This is a genomic window from Sulfobacillus harzensis (assembly GCF_012933365.1).
Taxonomy (GTDB): Bacteria; Bacillota; Sulfobacillia; order Sulfobacillales; family Sulfobacillaceae; genus Sulfobacillus_B; species Sulfobacillus_B harzensis.
The window spans coordinates 1-14,770 of record NZ_JABBVZ010000084.1; the positions used below are offsets into that span (position 1 = coordinate 1).

Below are 14,770 nucleotides of genomic sequence, written 5' to 3' on the forward strand. Positions count from 1 at the left end.
CGGTTCTATGGGGAGGAGGGCGCTCAAGGGGCACTCGCTACCACAGCCAAGCCCCGAGGCCCCTCTTTACCTACCAGCTAGTACCTTCTGGGTGAGCCCGCGGTTGGTCCGAAGAATCTTCAAGACGGTGTGCATTGTAAACCTCCGAGTAGTTGTCAATATTATTGTAATCTCATCTTAGGCCCCTTCTCAACCGTTGTCAACATCGGCAATACACTTCAACCCCCGGAAGCGGTCGGATTATCACGAGTAGCCTGGAGTAAGAAATTGGTTGACAATATTGGTTTTTTGCATCAACATGGGTAGACTGTGGTTACTAGATAAGTGGAGGATCGTTATGATGGTTGCCGAAATATCCAACAGCCCTTCGTGGAGAACCTTTCTCGAAGCTATGCGCCTCGAACGTGGATGGAGCATTTCGCAGTTTGCGGAGCGTTGTGAGGTGTCGCGGTCAACTATCGCGGTCGCCCTTGGAAACACCCGCGCTATCGAACGGCCTCGCACGGAAATCGCACTTAAAATTGCACGGGGACTAGGAATACCACAGTTGGCCATGGCCGTCATCGCAGGATATATGGATGCCGACACGGTAACCGACGTGGCCATGGACGTGATTGAGTGGCCCATCCGAAAGGTGGCCCCCGCCCGAGTCGAGTGGTGGAATCGTAATGGAGGCGCATACGTAAAACTCTGTCGGGAACAAAATGGTCTGTCAGTAGAAGATACGATCCGTCGATGGAATGCCAATTGGTCTATCCCTATTACCGGTATTACCGAGGAAGATTGGTCGAAGCTGGAGCATCAGGGCATATTCCCTACCGGCCCGGACAAACTACCATATCGCAAATTGGAACGGCTTCACGGTGTCTGGCTATGGGCCATTGTACATTCCTGTACGGTGGGTCAGAGTGGGTTCGCTGATTTAGTCGCCTTAGCGTTTGTGATGGGTCGCATCACGGGGGTCGGGCGCCACCGCAAGGAATGGATTCGAGGCTATGATGACTACGAGAAGTTAAGCGTTGCCTTTGACCGAGCGATGGACAAGACCCACGACCGGTTAGACGTCGAGATGTACCGCTCGATGGTCTTAGATCTTCAACTTCGAGTCCCCAGTCCCCCGCAATCCGCAAATACCCCAACGCGGAACACCGAAGACGCGACAACGGGAACCCTGGATTGGCATCGAATCGGCGCGGAAATTCGCAAACGACGGAAAACCCAGCAATGGACAATCCAACAGGCAGCCAAGTTGGTTGGCGTCTCGTCACAACAATGGTCACAATGGGAATCCGGAGACGCACCGGTCACTCTTGATGTACTCGACCGACTGGCCAAAGCCTTGAACACACCGTTGGCGTTGTTGTTACGAGGGGCACGTTCAACATCAGAGAGCGAGTCGGCTCATCCGCTTGAGCTTCGTATTCGCGACATCCTTCCGGTTCGCGAGGTTCCGATTTATGGACGCATTGTAGCCGGTATTCCTCTTGAGACACAGGTGGACCGTCGTGGTTCAGCCTGGGTTGCTGACAATATCCCCGGCGACTTCGCTTTAGAGGTTCACGGGGATTCGATGATTGGGGCCGGCATTCGCGAAGGCGATTTGGTCATCGTGCAACGGACAGATCGTTGGGAAGACGTGCCGCCGAACAGCATGGTGGTGGCTCTGGTGGATGGAGAAACGACGCTGAAGTATCTCATCCGTGAAGCGAACCCGATGGATGGTGATCACTGGTGGTTGCGGGCCGCGAATCCCCGATACACGGATCGGCCCATTGACCCCGCGCGGGACCGGGTTCAGGGTGTGGTGACGTCTATTCAAACCGTTCGCCCTCCCATGGCTCCCTCATCCCGGGCGGCAACCGAGGACCGGACGCCCGATGATCCGCTGGCGGGGCTCACGCCCGACCAACGCCAGTTAGCCCAACAAATGATTGAACAGATGCGGCGAGCCAATAAGGATGAGAAGGCGCCGTAGAAGCCCGGCATTCTTCCGCAGGCATTTCGGTATAATGAGACCAAACATGCACGGAGGCGATGACCGTGGCGACCATATCCAAGGGGCTCATTACCAAATTCGGGCGTAAAGCCCCGGCGTTTACGCCTGGGGATATAAGCCCGTGGCCCGTGAGGGCCAAAGATTTTTAAGAGTTTCGGATTAGACCGCATTAGGATGTATAATGATCCCATGGGCTACAAATCCAATCACAATGTCGTGTATTCGTGCAAATATTATGTGGTCTGGTGCCCGAAGTATCGGCGGCGCGTATTAGTGGGTGGCGTGGATGAACGCTTGAAGGACATCATTCATCAGGTCGCCCAAGAACACGACGCCGAAGTGATTGAGATGGAAGTGATGCCGGATCATGTGCATTTGCTCATCGAAGTCGATCCCCAATACGGCATCCACAAATTGGTGAAGCAGCTCAAAGGCCGTTCTTCGCGGCTGTTGCGACAAGAGTTTCCGTGGCTGACGAGTCGCCTGCCCAGTTTGTGGACAAATTCCTATTTTGTTTCAACGGTGGGAGGTGCCCCGCTTGCCGTCATCAAGCAGTACATTGAAAACCAAAAGTCGGTCTGAACGTAGGCGGGCTACCACACCGTCCTTTGTCTGCGAAGTGCCCTTGCGGGTCATTCCGACGCAAGAAGACACCTTGCAGACTCGCTTTGAGGCCGCGCGACAGCTCTACAATGCCCTGCTCGGAGAGGCGCTGAAGCGGCTTCGGCTCCTCCAACAGTCTCGCGCTTATCAAACCGCCCGCCGCCTTGCGCGGACCCAACCGAAACAACGGGCGGCGGCCTTCGCTCGAGCGCGCCAAGCCGTGGGATTCACCGAATTTGCCCTGTCGCAATATGCCACCGCGATCCATCAATCCTGGATTGGCGATCATGTGGATGCCGTCATTGGGCAGACGCTCACAAAGCGGGCCTTTCAAGCCGTCAACCGAATGGCACTCGCCCAAGCCAAAAAAGTCCGTTTCAAAGGCCAGCGAGGACTTCACCAGATTAGCAGCTTGGAAGGGAAATCGAACGCCGCTGGCCTTCGCTGGCGCAATGACGCGCTGCATTGGGGCGACTTGATTCTTCCCATGGTGCCGCACGCCGATCGCGATCCGGTCATTGCCTATGGGCTCGCTCATCGCATCAAATACGTGCGGCTCGTGCGGCGCACCATCAACGGGCGTTTCCGTTGGTTTGCCCAGTTAGTCTGCGAAGGTCTCCCGATGCGAAAAATCGACCCGAAGACAGGGCAGTTTCGTCATCCCTATGGCTCTGACATCGTCGGACTGGACATCGGTCCCTCGACGATTGCCATCGTCGGAGAAACGCGGGCGGACCTCCGGCAATTTGCAGAAGAAGTCGTTCACGATCACGCCGAGATTCGCCGCCTCCAACGCCATCTGGATCGCCAACGCCGTGCGAACAATCCGGATTGCTATGATGCTCAAGGCCGCGTCATCAAAGGAAAGCGCCCCACGAACACAAGCCGACAGCAGCAATTCACGGAGAACCGCCTGCAGGAACTATCCCGCCGGGAAACGGCTCACCGCAAAACGTTGCACGGGCAATTGGCGAATCAGGTCATGGCCCAGGGCACCACGATCAAAACCGAAAAGTTGAGCTACAAGGCTTTTCAAAAGCGCTTTGGCCGATCGATCAGTGTTCGAGCCCCGAAGTTGTTTTTGTCGATCTTAACCCGCAAGGCTGAAAGTGCTGGCGGGCAGGTCATCGAATTCAACACGCGCACGACGGCCTTATCGCAAACCTGTCTCTGCGGGCAGAAACACAAGAAACGGCTTTCCGAGCGCATCCACACGTGTGGGTGTGGCGTCACCATGCAACGGGATCTGTTCAGTGCGTATCTGGCCCGTTTTGTCGAAGATGATGCTCTCCAAGTCGCCAGGGCTACCGAGCCTTGGCCAGGTGCGGAACCGCTCCTGCGGACGGCTTGGCAACGGGCCACGACAAATCAACCTGCAAGTGGACGGCCGCTGCCGTCCTCCTTTGGCCGCTATCCCAGCGGCCCGAGTCAGAGTGGGTCGTCCGAGAAAGAGAACTTGCCGGAGCATAAGGCAGCGGATGTTGTAACTTCCGCGCGACCCTTGGGAGTCCCTGAAGAGGGGCAAGTGGAAGCGAGAGCCGCTGAGAGTGTGAAGGTCTAGGTTTTTAGAACCCCCCGGATTTAGCCGTGGGGAGGTTCAGGAGACATCGGCGTTGGACACCATGAAGCGGACACGAGAGACTTGGAACGTGCGTGGCTCGAGGAAATTAACCGTCTCGGGATTGGCCCGCAAGGGTACGGCGGGATCACGACCGCGTTGGCCGTCCACATTGAAACGGCCCCTCGCCACATCGCCAGCATTCCCGTGGCCGTCAACTTGCAATGCCATTCAGCCCGGAAAGGAGTGCGCGTTCTCTAATGCCATCCATACACCTCACCTGTCCTATTGACGACCCGTCCCGATTAACGGAACTCAGCGCCGGCACTCCCGTCCTCTTGTCAGGTACCGTGCTGACCGGTCGGGACGCCGCCCACCAACGGTTGCACGACCTCATTGCAGCCAGAGAACCTCTCCCCATCGATCTGACCAACCACATCCTTTACTACGTGCGACCGGGGCCTGCAGCACCAGGGCAGGTCGTCGGAGCTGCCGGGCCCACTACTTCAAGCCGCATGGACCCGTATACACCAGAACTCTTGGAATTCGGATTGAAGGGCACTATTGGCAAGGGCTATCGGAGCCAAGCGGTCAAAGAGGCCTTCGTCCAGCACCAAGCCGTATACTTCGGTGCTATCGGTGGACTCGGTGCCCTTCTTAGTCGAACCATTGTTGGACAAAGGATTCTGGCATTCCCTGAACTTGGTCCCGAGGCCATGTACGAGTTCGCGGTTAAGGACTTTCCCGCCATCGTTCTCATGGACTGCGCAGGCCGAGACTTCTATCAAGAGGGGCAGTCCACGTTTCGACACATGTCATAGATTGCCACGAGAACGGGGCAGATGGCTGAACAGCCGACCTCGCTGACAATCAAGTGGCCTACTTTCTGTCTTCTGGCCGTAATTCCCATCGTGCGCTCGCTAGTTGCTCTTCCAATTGTCGACAGGCCCTTTGGACAGCAGGGGCTGACAACGACGCAGACACGGCCACTCGCCACCAGCTATCGTAGGTGTCCGTGGAGGTTCCGGGTAGTACCTTTATATCGACGACAGCACTCGGGCCCGGCATCCGGGAATCCGCTAGTGCCTCGTGGAGTTCATCTTCGGTTTCAACATGACAACCGCGCGCTCCCAACCCTTCTGCGATTTTCGCATAATCGACTGTGACGCGTCTTCCATCCAGTTTCCCACTCACTGGATTTCGGGCCAAAAACTCCGTTCCAAAGCCCTCCGATCCGTGTGCGCATTGAAGGCTATGAATGGAGCCAAATCCCTGGTTGTCGAAAATCACCCGGGATGCTTTCCTGAAGACTGGTAAAAAGCTCCGAATGCATTAAGAGAAAGCTACCATCACCCACCAGAGCATGCGCGCGCCGCGCGGATCAGCTATATTAATGCACCTTAAGTTTCGCAGGATTTTCCATACTCAAAGGATCTAAAGCGATCGATGGCGAAGACCCTCTGCCGAGGAGGGATTCCCGATGGTGAAAATCACCCAGTCCCACGGTTATAGTGTTCGCGAGCTCCGGCAACTGGAGAAAAAACCCCGAAGGCCCGGCTACGGCTCCGACTCATGGCGGTCCGACTCGTCTGGGAAGGCTATCCGGCCGCGGCCGACATTCTTGGCGTGTCGGCTCGTACCGTGAGCACCTACGTCCGCGCTTGGAATGCCGGAGGACCGGAGGCGTTGGTGCCTCGCCATAGTTCCGGGCAACCCACGAAAATCCCGGCTGCCATCGAAGCCGAGATCCTCACCGCCCTGCAGTCGTCCCCGGCGGCGGTTGGCTACGGCATCTCGGCCAACTGGGATTCTCGGGTGCTCCAGGCCTTTTTGCGGGATCGCTATCAGATCACCATGTCGCGCGGCGGTCTGCGCCGCTGGTTGCACCGGCACGGATTTACCTGGACGCGGCCGACCTACGTCCTCGCCAAGGCCGATCCCGCCCGCCAAACCGCGTTCCGGGAGGAGCTCGCTACGCTAAAAAAACGCCACCGACCACGACATCATAATCTTCCAGGATGAAGCCCACATCCGCGATTATCAGGCGATCGGCGCCACCTGGTATCTCCAAGGGCGGCAAAAACACGTCTTGACGACCGGCAAACATGCGAGCGCGACGTTATTTGGGGCCGTCGCGCCCGCGACGGGCCAGATCGTGATTACCGAGGCCGACCATGCCACCGCCGAGACATTCCAGGCCTTTTTGGAGACCCTGCGGGCCACCTTTCCCGAGAAGACCATTCACCTGATTTTGGACAATGCCAAAATCCATCATGCGAAGGTCTTGCAACCCTACCTGGCCGCCCATCCCGAGTTGGACCTCCGGTTTCTACCTCGGCGGTAATCATGGAAAAGCCTCTATATGAATGGACCTTAGTTTCTTCCGGTTCTACGCCGGAAGTCGGCCCAAGCGGGACTGAATTTCGTCGGGGACGGTGGCCAGGTAGGCCAAAAATCTGGCGATCGCCCGGCGGATGGCGTCCAAATTTGGGAAGTATGTGTTGAGAATCACCTTTTCGCGTAGCCACTTCCACAACCGCTCAGTGTTGTTCAGGTTGGGCGAGTACGGAGGACCACATCATCAGACATACCGAAACCTAGGAACCCCAGTTACACTGCTCTGCCGTCCCCTTTAATTGTACCGAACCCGACCAGGGGACGAGCTCCAACGCCACACCGGGATCGATACCAGTGGACCTTGGTTGAAGCCGTGATCAGTCGGCCTAGTAGCGGCAGCAAAGTGCCAGGACCAAAGACGAAAAGATCCGCGAGGCCGGGTTCCGTCGCGTACGGTTCTCCCGCTTGGGTTGCCATGGGGTTGTCATCACCATGCCCAGGGTTCGCGATGAGGGGCGGAAACTCCTTCTCCTCCGCAACAACTGTGCCCCCCATCCTGGCTCACCAGGCGGCCTCGTCCGTCCACAGCCACACTTCGGTCTCGTATGCCCTGGTGCAGGGGTTAAAGCGATACGTGACACCCCAGCCCGGTATCGTCTCTGTGGCCAGCGTGCCCAGCCACTGGGCGATCGCGTCCTGGGACACCCACCCCGGGACCACCCAGCAGGAGGTTCGCATGGGCGACCCCGCGTGATGTCCACTCATACCCAACATACTGCTTTGAGAGATTCTGATTGGCATAGGATGGTCATCACCTGAGCCATGTTTCGTGACAGCGAGAAAGAAGTCCTGCTGGCTGGCTCCCCTTTGTGATCATAAAGAGTGTCTGATTCCCACCCGGCCCGGTCACTCCGCAGGGCGACGGGGGCGCGGCGGGTTGGGCGGCAGCCGTTGCGGGGCGAACCGCCGCTACTCGGGCTCGTATTCTTCCTCGTGACCTTCCCGTTCCATGGGTGGTGAAGCTTGAGGAGAACGGCGATAGAATGTGCACTCCCGAATGATGACGTCTAACGGAATGGCCTTTTGGAGTTTTTGAAGCACCCAATAGGTTTCGTATTCCATCCGGTTATCCGTTTCCATGGCCCGCTGTTCGTTGAGCCCCGGAAACCCCCGGTTAATGACGGCCAAATCCCGGGCTCGGTAAAGCCGATCGCGCGCCACCCCATCCGCATTGCTTAAAGACCAGTCCAAATCGAATCCCGCTTCACGGGCGAGTTGGCGGGTAAACGTGCGTAAGGTGCGGCTGTTGCCCTCACTAAACGGGTGTAGGTAGTCGAGAGCGGCGTACAACTGGGCCATGCGTACGGCAAAGCGATCCAGAGACAAACCCCGAAAGGCCTCAGGTCCATGGAGGGCGTTTAAGACTTGTGAGAGTCCTGATTCCAGAATGCGTCGTGGCGCGTAAGGCACATAGTAATGGTCTCCTGACTCTAATTCACGGGCTTTGACCCAGGCGGCTGCGGCCTGTCTAAATTGTCCGGTCCATGATGCGGCAAATCTTGAAAGATGCGGCGGTGGATCTCGCGCAGGTGGGCGATATCAAACTGACCAACAACAGGAAATTCTTCCAGTTCTTTAATGCGGACAAAAGTGATGATTCCTTCGTCGAGAGGCATGGTATTAATGGACGGGTAATCCAGCTAAAGCTAATAAAGCGGCGGTATGTTCCACACTAGTCAGTTCACCGTTAATATAACGTCGGTTCAACGCCTCCGCTTCCTGGTTCAGAATAAATCCTTCCAACCGCACACTATTACGCGCGAATCGCACCGCCTCTTCGCGGCGAGCGCGTTCTTGTTCACTGATTAAAGGCACGGTTTTCATCAGGGTGCCTCCCTCCTTCATTAAGTATACCACCTCTCGATTGACTCTACCGCCCATTCCGTTGCTCCCGCGCCATCCGCTCCTCAACAGCTCGCCGGATGTAGGCCATGCGGGATCCTTGCGAATCAAGGGTTTGGCGACGGTTATGAGTTTACGTGGTATCGTGTTTTCGGTCCAATTCTACCGATTCTCTGCGTTCGTGTGGGTATTGTGTGGGTATTTCAGAAGCCGACCCCGTAATCCAAGCATCCATTTTGTTCGCGGCATCGGCTTGCATGTGGGGGAGCAAATGCCCATAAATATCCAGCGTGATCGTGATGTTCGCATGTCCCAAGCGTTCGCTGACGACCTTGATGGGGATTCCGGCGACCAGCCAGTATGACGCCATCGCGTGACGAAGATCATGGGGCCGCAAGGTGTCCGGCAACCCGGCGTGCCGAATGAGCCGCTTGAAGGAATCATAGACATGCCCGCCCGCGAGCCATGTGCCGTGGCGTGTCGTGAACACCCATCCCCCATCGTGCCATGCAGGACCTGCCGCCATTTTTTCGATACGTTGTTGATGCCGATGCTGCGATAACACCTTCACGAGATAGTCCTAGAGGGCGACAACACGGCGACCTGTTGAGGTTTTCGGGGGATTCGTGGTGCGCTTCGCACCATACCCGGACAGCGTGCGTTGAATGGTCACCACGCGGCGACCCCAATCAATATCGGACCACCGCAGGGCCAACGCTTCCCCCCGGCGACACCCCGTTAGCGCCAGAAAGGCCCAAAGAGCAAAAAGCCTATCCGATTCGGCGGTCTGCAACAATCTGCGGGCGTCTTCCACCGAGGGGATGTACAGTTCTCGCCGTTTGGGGATCTTGGGAGCTTTTGTGCCCCGCGTGGGATCTTTGGCCACCAGATCCCAGGTGACGGCATCTTGCAAAGCGCCGTGGAGAATCACTCGCACATGTCGCACGGTGGCGGGCGACTTGCCTTCGGCCAGCAAACGGGTGTAGACATTTTGGATGTCCAGCGGCGTCAGGGCCTTCAAGGGGATCTGCCCGATCAACCGTTGGACGTGTTCCATGTCCGTCCGATAGCGTTGCACCGAGGACGGCCGCAATGATCGCTGCGACAGCATTTGCGGAAACCATCGGTCCAGGTACCCGCCGACCGTCTCTTCACTCGGGGGCTTGTGATTCGGATCGTTGCGATACCGGGCTTCTTGTTCGCGACTCCACTTTTTGGCTTCCCTTTCGGTTGCAAAGGTCTGGCTGGTCTCGCGGCGCTTGCCGGTGTCTGGGTCATAGTACGTCACCCGGGCTTGCCAGCGGCCCGAGGCCAGCTTGCGCGGATCTTTGGCGTGGGGTTCTTTCACACGGTTTGGCATGGGGTTGGCATCACCACGCTAAAGGTTCGTGACGGGTAGGTGGAAGTCCTCCTACCGCAACCCGTCGAGTATACAAATCGGGGTTCAATGGAATCGGCACTTGCCAGCTTGTTTGCTAGGATCGCCACACGTCGTTGTTTCGCGCCAGCGAATGGGAGGGATCCGCGGGATCCCCCCCTTGCGCACCAGGCCGCTAACAGTCCGCAGCAATAGCATAGTCTGACATCTTTAGTTCGATTATCAAGTCACCGAGTTTGGGTAACCGCCTTTCCACTCCCGACCTAGTACGAGGTGCGCCTTCAGCTTGCCGTGTGTAGTCTTTGTGTTACCAACTCCTGCGTGCGCGATTGCGGCAACATCACAAAGTACAAAACCGCGCCGATGAAAGCCAAAACGCCGGATAACACGAGGGCTGCCACGAAAGAATGGGTTGCTTGCACCAAAATTCCGGTCACCAACGGTGCCAAGAAGGCACCGACATTGCCACCGAAGTTCTGCATCCCAGCCACGGAGGCCTTCTGGCCACGGGGTGCAATTTCCGAGGAGGTCGCCCAAGCAGCACCATTGGAGAACATCACCCCGAATTCTGCCACTGTTATGAAGAACAAAGCTAAACCAGTTGATGTGACAAATGCGGCCGGGATGACCGCCAGTCCGACCACGAGGCCCAAGCTCATTGCCCATTTCCGCCCATTGGCCGTTTTTCGCACCCAGAGATCGGATAACCAGCCGCCGAGAAAGGCGCTAATGGTCCCGAAAATAAACGGTAGCGTCCCATAGATTCCGGTATGGAGTAGTGTCATGTGTCGCGAATCGACTAAATAGGATGGAAGCCACGTAATGAAGACATACATGATGTAGACTTGGCAGAAGTACCCAAGCATTAGGCCCCATGTTGACTTATAGGAAAAGAGTCGGGTCCAGGGGACGCGGTCCTGCTCTTCTTTTACGTCGTCCACGCCGGTCTCAATTAGTTCCCGCTCGGCATCGTTCATCCGCCGGTTCTCAGGCCGATTGCGATAAAAGACCAGCCAAACGATTAGCCATAAAAACCCCAACAACCCGGTCACGATGAACGACGCGTGCCATCCGTAGACTGTGACAAGCCATGCCACCAAAGGAAGGGCAATCGCCGAGCCCATGTTCACCCCGGCCGTGAAAAATCCTGTGGCGACGCCGCGTTGGGGCCGGGGAATCCAGTCGGCCGCCGTTTTCGTGGCAGCTGGGAATGCCGGCGCCTCCCCAACACCGAGAATTAAACGAAAGATGTAGATAGACCCGAATGAATTGCCGATAGCCGTCGCCATCGATGCAAGCGACCAAATGATCATGGACCAGACATATGTCAGGCGTGTCCCGATTTTATCAATCAACGGACCAATGGGGATTTGTGCCAGTCCGTACGTAATTCCAAACGCGGCGGAAATCGACCCCATCAAGATCGGTGTCCAATGGAAGTCTTTGGCCATCACAGGCAGCGCCACCGAAAGATTGGTCCGATCAAGATAGTTAATAGACGTGGCAAAGAACAGCAACGTGATGACCCCCCACCGAACATTTGTGGGTTTCATTATAGATGCCTCCTTTCACTACAGACGACCGATTCCACTTTAGCTAGACCTAGGACCCTATGCCGATCACCCCCCTTCGCGCGAGGTCCGCGAGCATCGGCTCAGTCAACCCTAAATCGCGCTGCAAGACGCGTAACGTATCCGCGCCTACCGCGTCAGGCCCAGGCGACAAGTGGGCCGGGCGAGCGTTCATGAAATGTGGTATGGTATTCAACATTCGTATCGAGCCGAGAACGGGATCCTCGACCGTGGTGACGCTTTCGCGAGCGCGGACTTGCGGATTCTCGAGCATCGTCGCCACATCTTCCAGTGGCCCCGCTGCACAATCCATGGCCTCCAGTTCCGCAAGTGCCAATGCCCGGGGGCGCTCGCGGCACCACTGGGCGACCAAGTCGTCCAGCAGGTCGGCATGGCGCACGCGGTCTGCGTTGGTCTGAAATCGGGGGTCCCCCGAAAGAGCGTCCCCACCGATGGCCTGCAAGAGGCGCATGGCGGTGGACGGAGTGCTTGTCGACAAGGCGAGCCACAGCCCATCCCGGCATTGATAGGCTCCTCGTGGAGCCGTGTCTTCAATTTGGTTGCCTCTCCGCTCGTGAAGGGTGCCGTTTTGGTCGTACTCGAGAATTTGGAGTTCGATGAGCTTCATGATGGCCTCATAAATTGCCAGGTCGATTACCTCGCCCTGCCCCGTGGCTTTGGCGCGCCACGCGGCGGCCAAAGACGCGCTCGCCCCAAGATATCCTGCCATGATGTCGGCAAGTGGAAAGGCCGGCAAAAGCGGCGGGCGGTCCGAGTACCCTGTGACCGCGGCAATCCCACTCATCGCCTCGGCCAGCGTGCCAAACCCGGGACGATCGCGATATGGACCAGATTGGCCGAATGCGGTTACCCGCAGGACAACCAGAGCCGGGTGCCGAGCCATGAGCTGATCTGGGCCTACGTTCCAACGCTCCAAAGTCCCGGGTCGAAAGTTTTCGACAAGCACATCAAATTGTGGAATCCAGTCTCGAAGAATCGCCTGGGCTTCCACATGATGCAGATCAAGGGCCACGCTGGCCTTGTTGCGGCTGAGGGTACGCCAGTACAATCCACGTCCAGACTTTTGAGCCCCGAATTGCCGGAGGGGATCCCCCACGCCTGGCCTCTCCACTTTAACCACTTCGGCACCGAAGTCGGCCAGTAACGAGGCGGTCGTAGGTCCGGCAATCATCGTCGAGAGATCGAGTACCCGAACTCCGGCAAGCGGACGCGCACCCTTCGTTTCCGTCATCGCTGAGCCTCCGTTCGCATAAGTACCTCGCGGGCTCGTTGTACCACAGGTTCGTCAACGAGTAAGCCATCGATGAGAGTCGCGCCTCGGCCCTTAAGCCGGACTTCCTCATACGCTTGCACGATGCGCCGCGCCCGTTCCCGCTCCTCCGGCGTGATCGCGTAGGTTGCATTGACGGGATCGATTTGGCGGGGATGAATGACATGTTTGCCAGCGCACCCCAAGCGGCGGCCGATCTCTGCATCCCGAATCAACCCCGCGTCATCCTGAAAGTCCATAAAGACGGAATCGTGGGGGGCCAAAAGTCCTAAGCCGCGGGAGACCACCGCCAATTGCGTACGTTCCGCCAAAAATAGGGGCGGTTCCCCCTTTAAGGCGGCCGCCCAATCGATTCCCAAGTCCTGGCACAGATCTGCCATCCCGATGGTGGCACGGGCCACTCGAGGTGACGCCGTAAGAAGAGTCTCCATGCGCATCACGGCGCGCGCGGTCTCAAGGATCAATTCCAACCGGATTTGGCCTTTCGTGAGGCCGTTTCGCGCTTCCAACATGCTAATGTACTCATCGATGGCACGAACAGCTGCGGGATCGCTGGCTTTCGGCACCACGACTGCATCCGGGCGCCCTTCTACGATGGCGTCCAAATCCTCGCGCCACCATGGAGTGCTTGCGGCGTTGATCCGGACGTAGACGGGTTTTGTTCGGGGTCTACGAAGCAACTCCGCCGCACTCTCCCGCGCAACCACCTTTTGCGATCGTTCAACCGCATCTTCCAAATCGAGAATGATTCCGGCGCAAGCAATTTGCCGCGCTTTCTCAAATTTTCGCTGTTCAATTGCCGGCACAAAGAGAAAACAAGACATCGTCACTTCACTCCTCGGGCGCCGAACGGGAATCCGCCACCGCCACTTCGCTCTAGAAAGTCGTTGCGGCTACGGAGAATGTGTTCTTGCATCCGTTTGCGCGCAAGTTCGCCGAGTCCTGCCGTGATGGCTTCGACGATTTGGTTATGTTCGGTGTTCGACCGGCCCATTTGTCCAGGGATAAGTTCGGGCAAATGCGGCGGAAGCCCATGCCATAGTTGGTTAAGCAATTCAATTAGGTGCCGGCTACCGCCCGCTTCCCAAATTTCGCGATGTAACACTTCATTGGCTTGCACAAAGCCCTTGGCATCATCGTGGTGGACTAATTGTTGGGCTTCCTCGTGAGCGATACGGATGCTTTGATGCGCACTCGGGTCCTGGGCCGCCCGCGCGGCGGCCTCTCCCTCCAGCAGGCCGCGGATCGTATAATGATCCGCAATATCCTCAGGGGTCCACTCGCGCACCACCGCTCGCCGATGATTTTGCAAAACCAACAACCCGTCATGCTCAAGAATATGAAAGGCTTCGCGAACAGGCATGCGCGAGACACCCAGCCGCTGTGCAATGTCTTCCTGTCCAACACTTTGGCCCGGTAGGAGTTCTCCGCGAAAGATGGCCCGCCGCAAGCTATCTGCAACCTGATCCCTGACCGTCCGAACGGCAACCGAATCCACACGACTCACTCCATTTTGGGATATTGGATCCAGAATCCAGGACATATTATTTAATTTCTTGGCTCCAATGTCAATATGCAGACAAATTAGAACCAAAGAAGTTCTCGAGAGCCTCGACCGTCATCCGGCAGCTTGGTTCACGGATACCACGCGTTGGCAAGAGCCTGCTTAGGTGTAAGCAGTTGCGGGGCCAACCACTTGCTGTGATTCGGAGTCGATCGATGGACAGGATTCCTGTATCATCCAACATCTAGAATGGAGGGTAAATTTCGGGGGGCATGACATGTGGCAGAATTCAGTCTCGCTGGGCCCCGCCGTCGACGCCTGGCTGGCAGCGCTGCGGACCCAAGGTCTCTCCGACCGGCGGGTGCAGGAATTAGCCGGGTTGCTGGGGAATGCAATGGGCGATAGCGAACCACAGAATGTGGCGGAAGCGCGGGCGCTGCGGCGGTTTGAACGGTGGCACGGAGGGCAGCAACGTCGCGGACAAACAGGCGTTGCCGGATAATTTCGCCTGCACGTAGCGGGGTTCTCGTTTGTATCACGTACAATATATCACGTGAGGGTTTTTCATAACTGGACAAATCACGGCTGTGGATAAGTGCTCCCCCTTGATGATGCCCTTTCCAACGTTCT

At 57.2% G+C, this 14,770-nt stretch carries 15 protein-coding genes and 4 pseudogenes; 8 read left to right on the top strand and 11 right to left on the bottom strand.

Features of this window, described 5'->3' with window-relative positions; all coding sequences use genetic code 11:
• The first annotated feature begins 337 nt into the window (after positions 1-337).
• From HIJ39_RS17335 to HIJ39_RS17355, 5 genes and pseudogenes are all read left to right on the top strand, one after another.
• Positions 338-1,975, top strand: coding sequence for a helix-turn-helix domain-containing protein (locus HIJ39_RS17335; RefSeq protein WP_169101927.1), 1,638 nt, complete (start codon positions 338-340; stop codon positions 1,973-1,975).
• Between the two features lie 210 nt (positions 1,976-2,185).
• Positions 2,186-2,578, top strand: coding sequence for an IS200/IS605 family transposase (tnpA, locus tag HIJ39_RS17340; protein ID WP_169101929.1), 393 nt, complete (start codon positions 2,186-2,188; stop codon positions 2,576-2,578).
• Positions 2,535-4,160 carry an RNA-guided endonuclease TnpB family protein gene (locus tag HIJ39_RS17345; RefSeq protein ID WP_169101931.1) on the top strand — a complete coding sequence of 542 codons (1,626 nt, stop codon included), beginning with the start codon at positions 2,535-2,537 and terminating at the stop codon, positions 4,158-4,160. The genes tnpA and HIJ39_RS17345 overlap by 44 nt, the downstream gene beginning before the upstream one ends.
• A gap of 51 nt (positions 4,161-4,211) precedes the next feature.
• Positions 4,212-4,418, top strand: a pseudogene (locus tag HIJ39_RS17350) (fumarate hydratase); the annotation flags it as partial.
• Complete coding sequence (locus HIJ39_RS17355) at positions 4,418-4,978, top strand: FumA C-terminus/TtdB family hydratase beta subunit (RefSeq protein ID WP_169101933.1); 561 nt, start codon at positions 4,418-4,420, stop codon at positions 4,976-4,978. The pseudogene HIJ39_RS17350 and the gene HIJ39_RS17355, both read left to right, overlap by 1 nt.
• A gap of 58 nt (positions 4,979-5,036) precedes the next feature.
• On the opposite strand, the gene HIJ39_RS25225 is transcribed toward HIJ39_RS17355, so the two are convergent.
• A complete protein-coding gene (locus HIJ39_RS25225; protein ID WP_169101935.1) occupies positions 5,037-5,447 on the bottom strand; it encodes a thiamine pyrophosphate-dependent enzyme in 411 nt (136 codons plus the stop codon).
• 273 nt (positions 5,448-5,720) lie between these two features.
• Here HIJ39_RS25225 and HIJ39_RS17365 point away from each other — a divergent pair.
• Both HIJ39_RS17365 and HIJ39_RS17370 read left to right on the top strand, forming a co-directional pair.
• Positions 5,721-6,179: pseudogene (locus tag HIJ39_RS17365) on the top strand (winged helix-turn-helix domain-containing protein); the annotation flags it as partial.
• 25 nt (positions 6,180-6,204) lie between these two features.
• Entirely contained in the window at positions 6,205-6,501 is a 297-nt protein-coding gene (locus tag HIJ39_RS17370; protein ID WP_338055230.1) for a transposase, read from the top strand.
• A 45-nt stretch (positions 6,502-6,546) separates the two neighbouring features.
• On the opposite strand, the pseudogene HIJ39_RS25230 reads toward HIJ39_RS17370, so the two are convergent.
• From HIJ39_RS25230 to HIJ39_RS17415, 10 genes and pseudogenes are all read right to left on the bottom strand, one after another.
• Positions 6,547-6,717 (bottom strand): annotated as a pseudogene (locus HIJ39_RS25230) (IS630 family transposase); the annotation flags it as partial.
• A 338-nt stretch (positions 6,718-7,055) separates the two neighbouring features.
• On the bottom strand, positions 7,056-7,259 hold the full coding sequence (locus HIJ39_RS17375) for a hypothetical protein (RefSeq protein ID WP_169101939.1): 204 nt from the start codon (positions 7,257-7,259) through the stop codon (positions 7,056-7,058).
• A 204-nt stretch (positions 7,260-7,463) separates the two neighbouring features.
• A pseudogene (locus tag HIJ39_RS17380) lies at positions 7,464-8,021 on the bottom strand (Fic family protein); the annotation flags it as partial.
• Between the two features lie 153 nt (positions 8,022-8,174).
• Positions 8,175-8,435 (bottom strand): antitoxin VbhA family protein, encoded by a 261-nt coding sequence (locus tag HIJ39_RS17385; protein WP_207711763.1) that lies wholly within the window; start codon positions 8,433-8,435, stop codon positions 8,175-8,177.
• Positions 8,436-8,529: 94 nt separating this feature from the next.
• Positions 8,530-8,967 carry a tyrosine-type recombinase/integrase gene (locus HIJ39_RS24955; protein WP_169101941.1) on the bottom strand — a complete coding sequence of 146 codons (438 nt, stop codon included), beginning with the start codon at positions 8,965-8,967 and terminating at the stop codon, positions 8,530-8,532.
• A gap of 9 nt (positions 8,968-8,976) precedes the next feature.
• A complete protein-coding gene (locus tag HIJ39_RS24960) occupies positions 8,977-9,756 on the bottom strand; it encodes a site-specific integrase (protein ID WP_169101943.1) in 780 nt (259 codons plus the stop codon).
• 299 nt (positions 9,757-10,055) lie between these two features.
• On the bottom strand, positions 10,056-11,327 hold the full coding sequence (locus HIJ39_RS17400) for an MFS transporter (RefSeq protein ID WP_169101945.1): 1,272 nt from the start codon (positions 11,325-11,327) through the stop codon (positions 10,056-10,058).
• Positions 11,328-11,376: 49 nt separating this feature from the next.
• Complete coding sequence (locus tag HIJ39_RS17405; RefSeq protein WP_169101947.1) at positions 11,377-12,597, bottom strand: CaiB/BaiF CoA transferase family protein; 1,221 nt, start codon at positions 12,595-12,597, stop codon at positions 11,377-11,379.
• A complete protein-coding gene (locus HIJ39_RS17410; RefSeq protein WP_169101949.1) occupies positions 12,594-13,460 on the bottom strand; it encodes an HpcH/HpaI aldolase/citrate lyase family protein in 867 nt (288 codons plus the stop codon). Before HIJ39_RS17410 ends, HIJ39_RS17405 begins: the two co-directional genes overlap by 4 nt.
• A 2-nt stretch (positions 13,461-13,462) precedes the next feature.
• Positions 13,463-14,134: an FCD domain-containing protein gene (locus HIJ39_RS17415; protein WP_169101950.1), complete on the bottom strand. Its 672-nt coding sequence runs from the start codon at positions 14,132-14,134 to the stop codon at positions 13,463-13,465.
• A 283-nt stretch (positions 14,135-14,417) separates the two neighbouring features.
• Here HIJ39_RS17415 and HIJ39_RS17420 point away from each other — a divergent pair, with 283 nt between their 5' ends.
• Positions 14,418-14,642, top strand: coding sequence for a hypothetical protein (locus tag HIJ39_RS17420; protein ID WP_169101951.1), 225 nt, complete (start codon positions 14,418-14,420; stop codon positions 14,640-14,642).
• The last annotated feature ends 128 nt before the right edge of the window (positions 14,643-14,770 follow it).

Excerpts from the sequence above, each read along its gene's own strand:
- HIJ39_RS17335 (WP_169101927.1), top strand. The coding sequence starts at position 338 with ATGATGGTTGCCGAAATATCCAACAGCCCTTCGTGGAGAACCTTTCTC.
- tnpA (WP_169101929.1), top strand. The coding sequence starts at position 2,186 with ATGGGCTACAAATCCAATCACAATGTCGTGTATTCGTGCAAATATTAT.
- HIJ39_RS17355 (WP_169101933.1), top strand. The coding sequence starts at position 4,418 with ATGCCATCCATACACCTCACCTGTCCTATTGACGACCCGTCCCGATTA.
- HIJ39_RS17375 (WP_169101939.1), bottom strand. The coding sequence starts at position 7,259 with ATGAGTGGACATCACGCGGGGTCGCCCATGCGAACCTCCTGCTGGGTG.
- HIJ39_RS17385 (WP_207711763.1), bottom strand. The coding sequence starts at position 8,435 with ATGGGCGGTAGAGTCAATCGAGAGGTGGTATACTTAATGAAGGAGGGA.
- HIJ39_RS24960 (WP_169101943.1), bottom strand. The coding sequence starts at position 9,756 with ATGCCAAACCGTGTGAAAGAACCCCACGCCAAAGATCCGCGCAAGCTG.
- HIJ39_RS17400 (WP_169101945.1), bottom strand. The coding sequence starts at position 11,327 with ATGAAACCCACAAATGTTCGGTGGGGGGTCATCACGTTGCTGTTCTTT.
- HIJ39_RS17405 (WP_169101947.1), bottom strand. The coding sequence starts at position 12,597 with ATGACGGAAACGAAGGGTGCGCGTCCGCTTGCCGGAGTTCGGGTACTC.
- HIJ39_RS17410 (WP_169101949.1), bottom strand. The coding sequence starts at position 13,460 with ATGTCTTGTTTTCTCTTTGTGCCGGCAATTGAACAGCGAAAATTTGAG.
- HIJ39_RS17420 (WP_169101951.1), top strand. The coding sequence starts at position 14,418 with ATGTGGCAGAATTCAGTCTCGCTGGGCCCCGCCGTCGACGCCTGGCTG.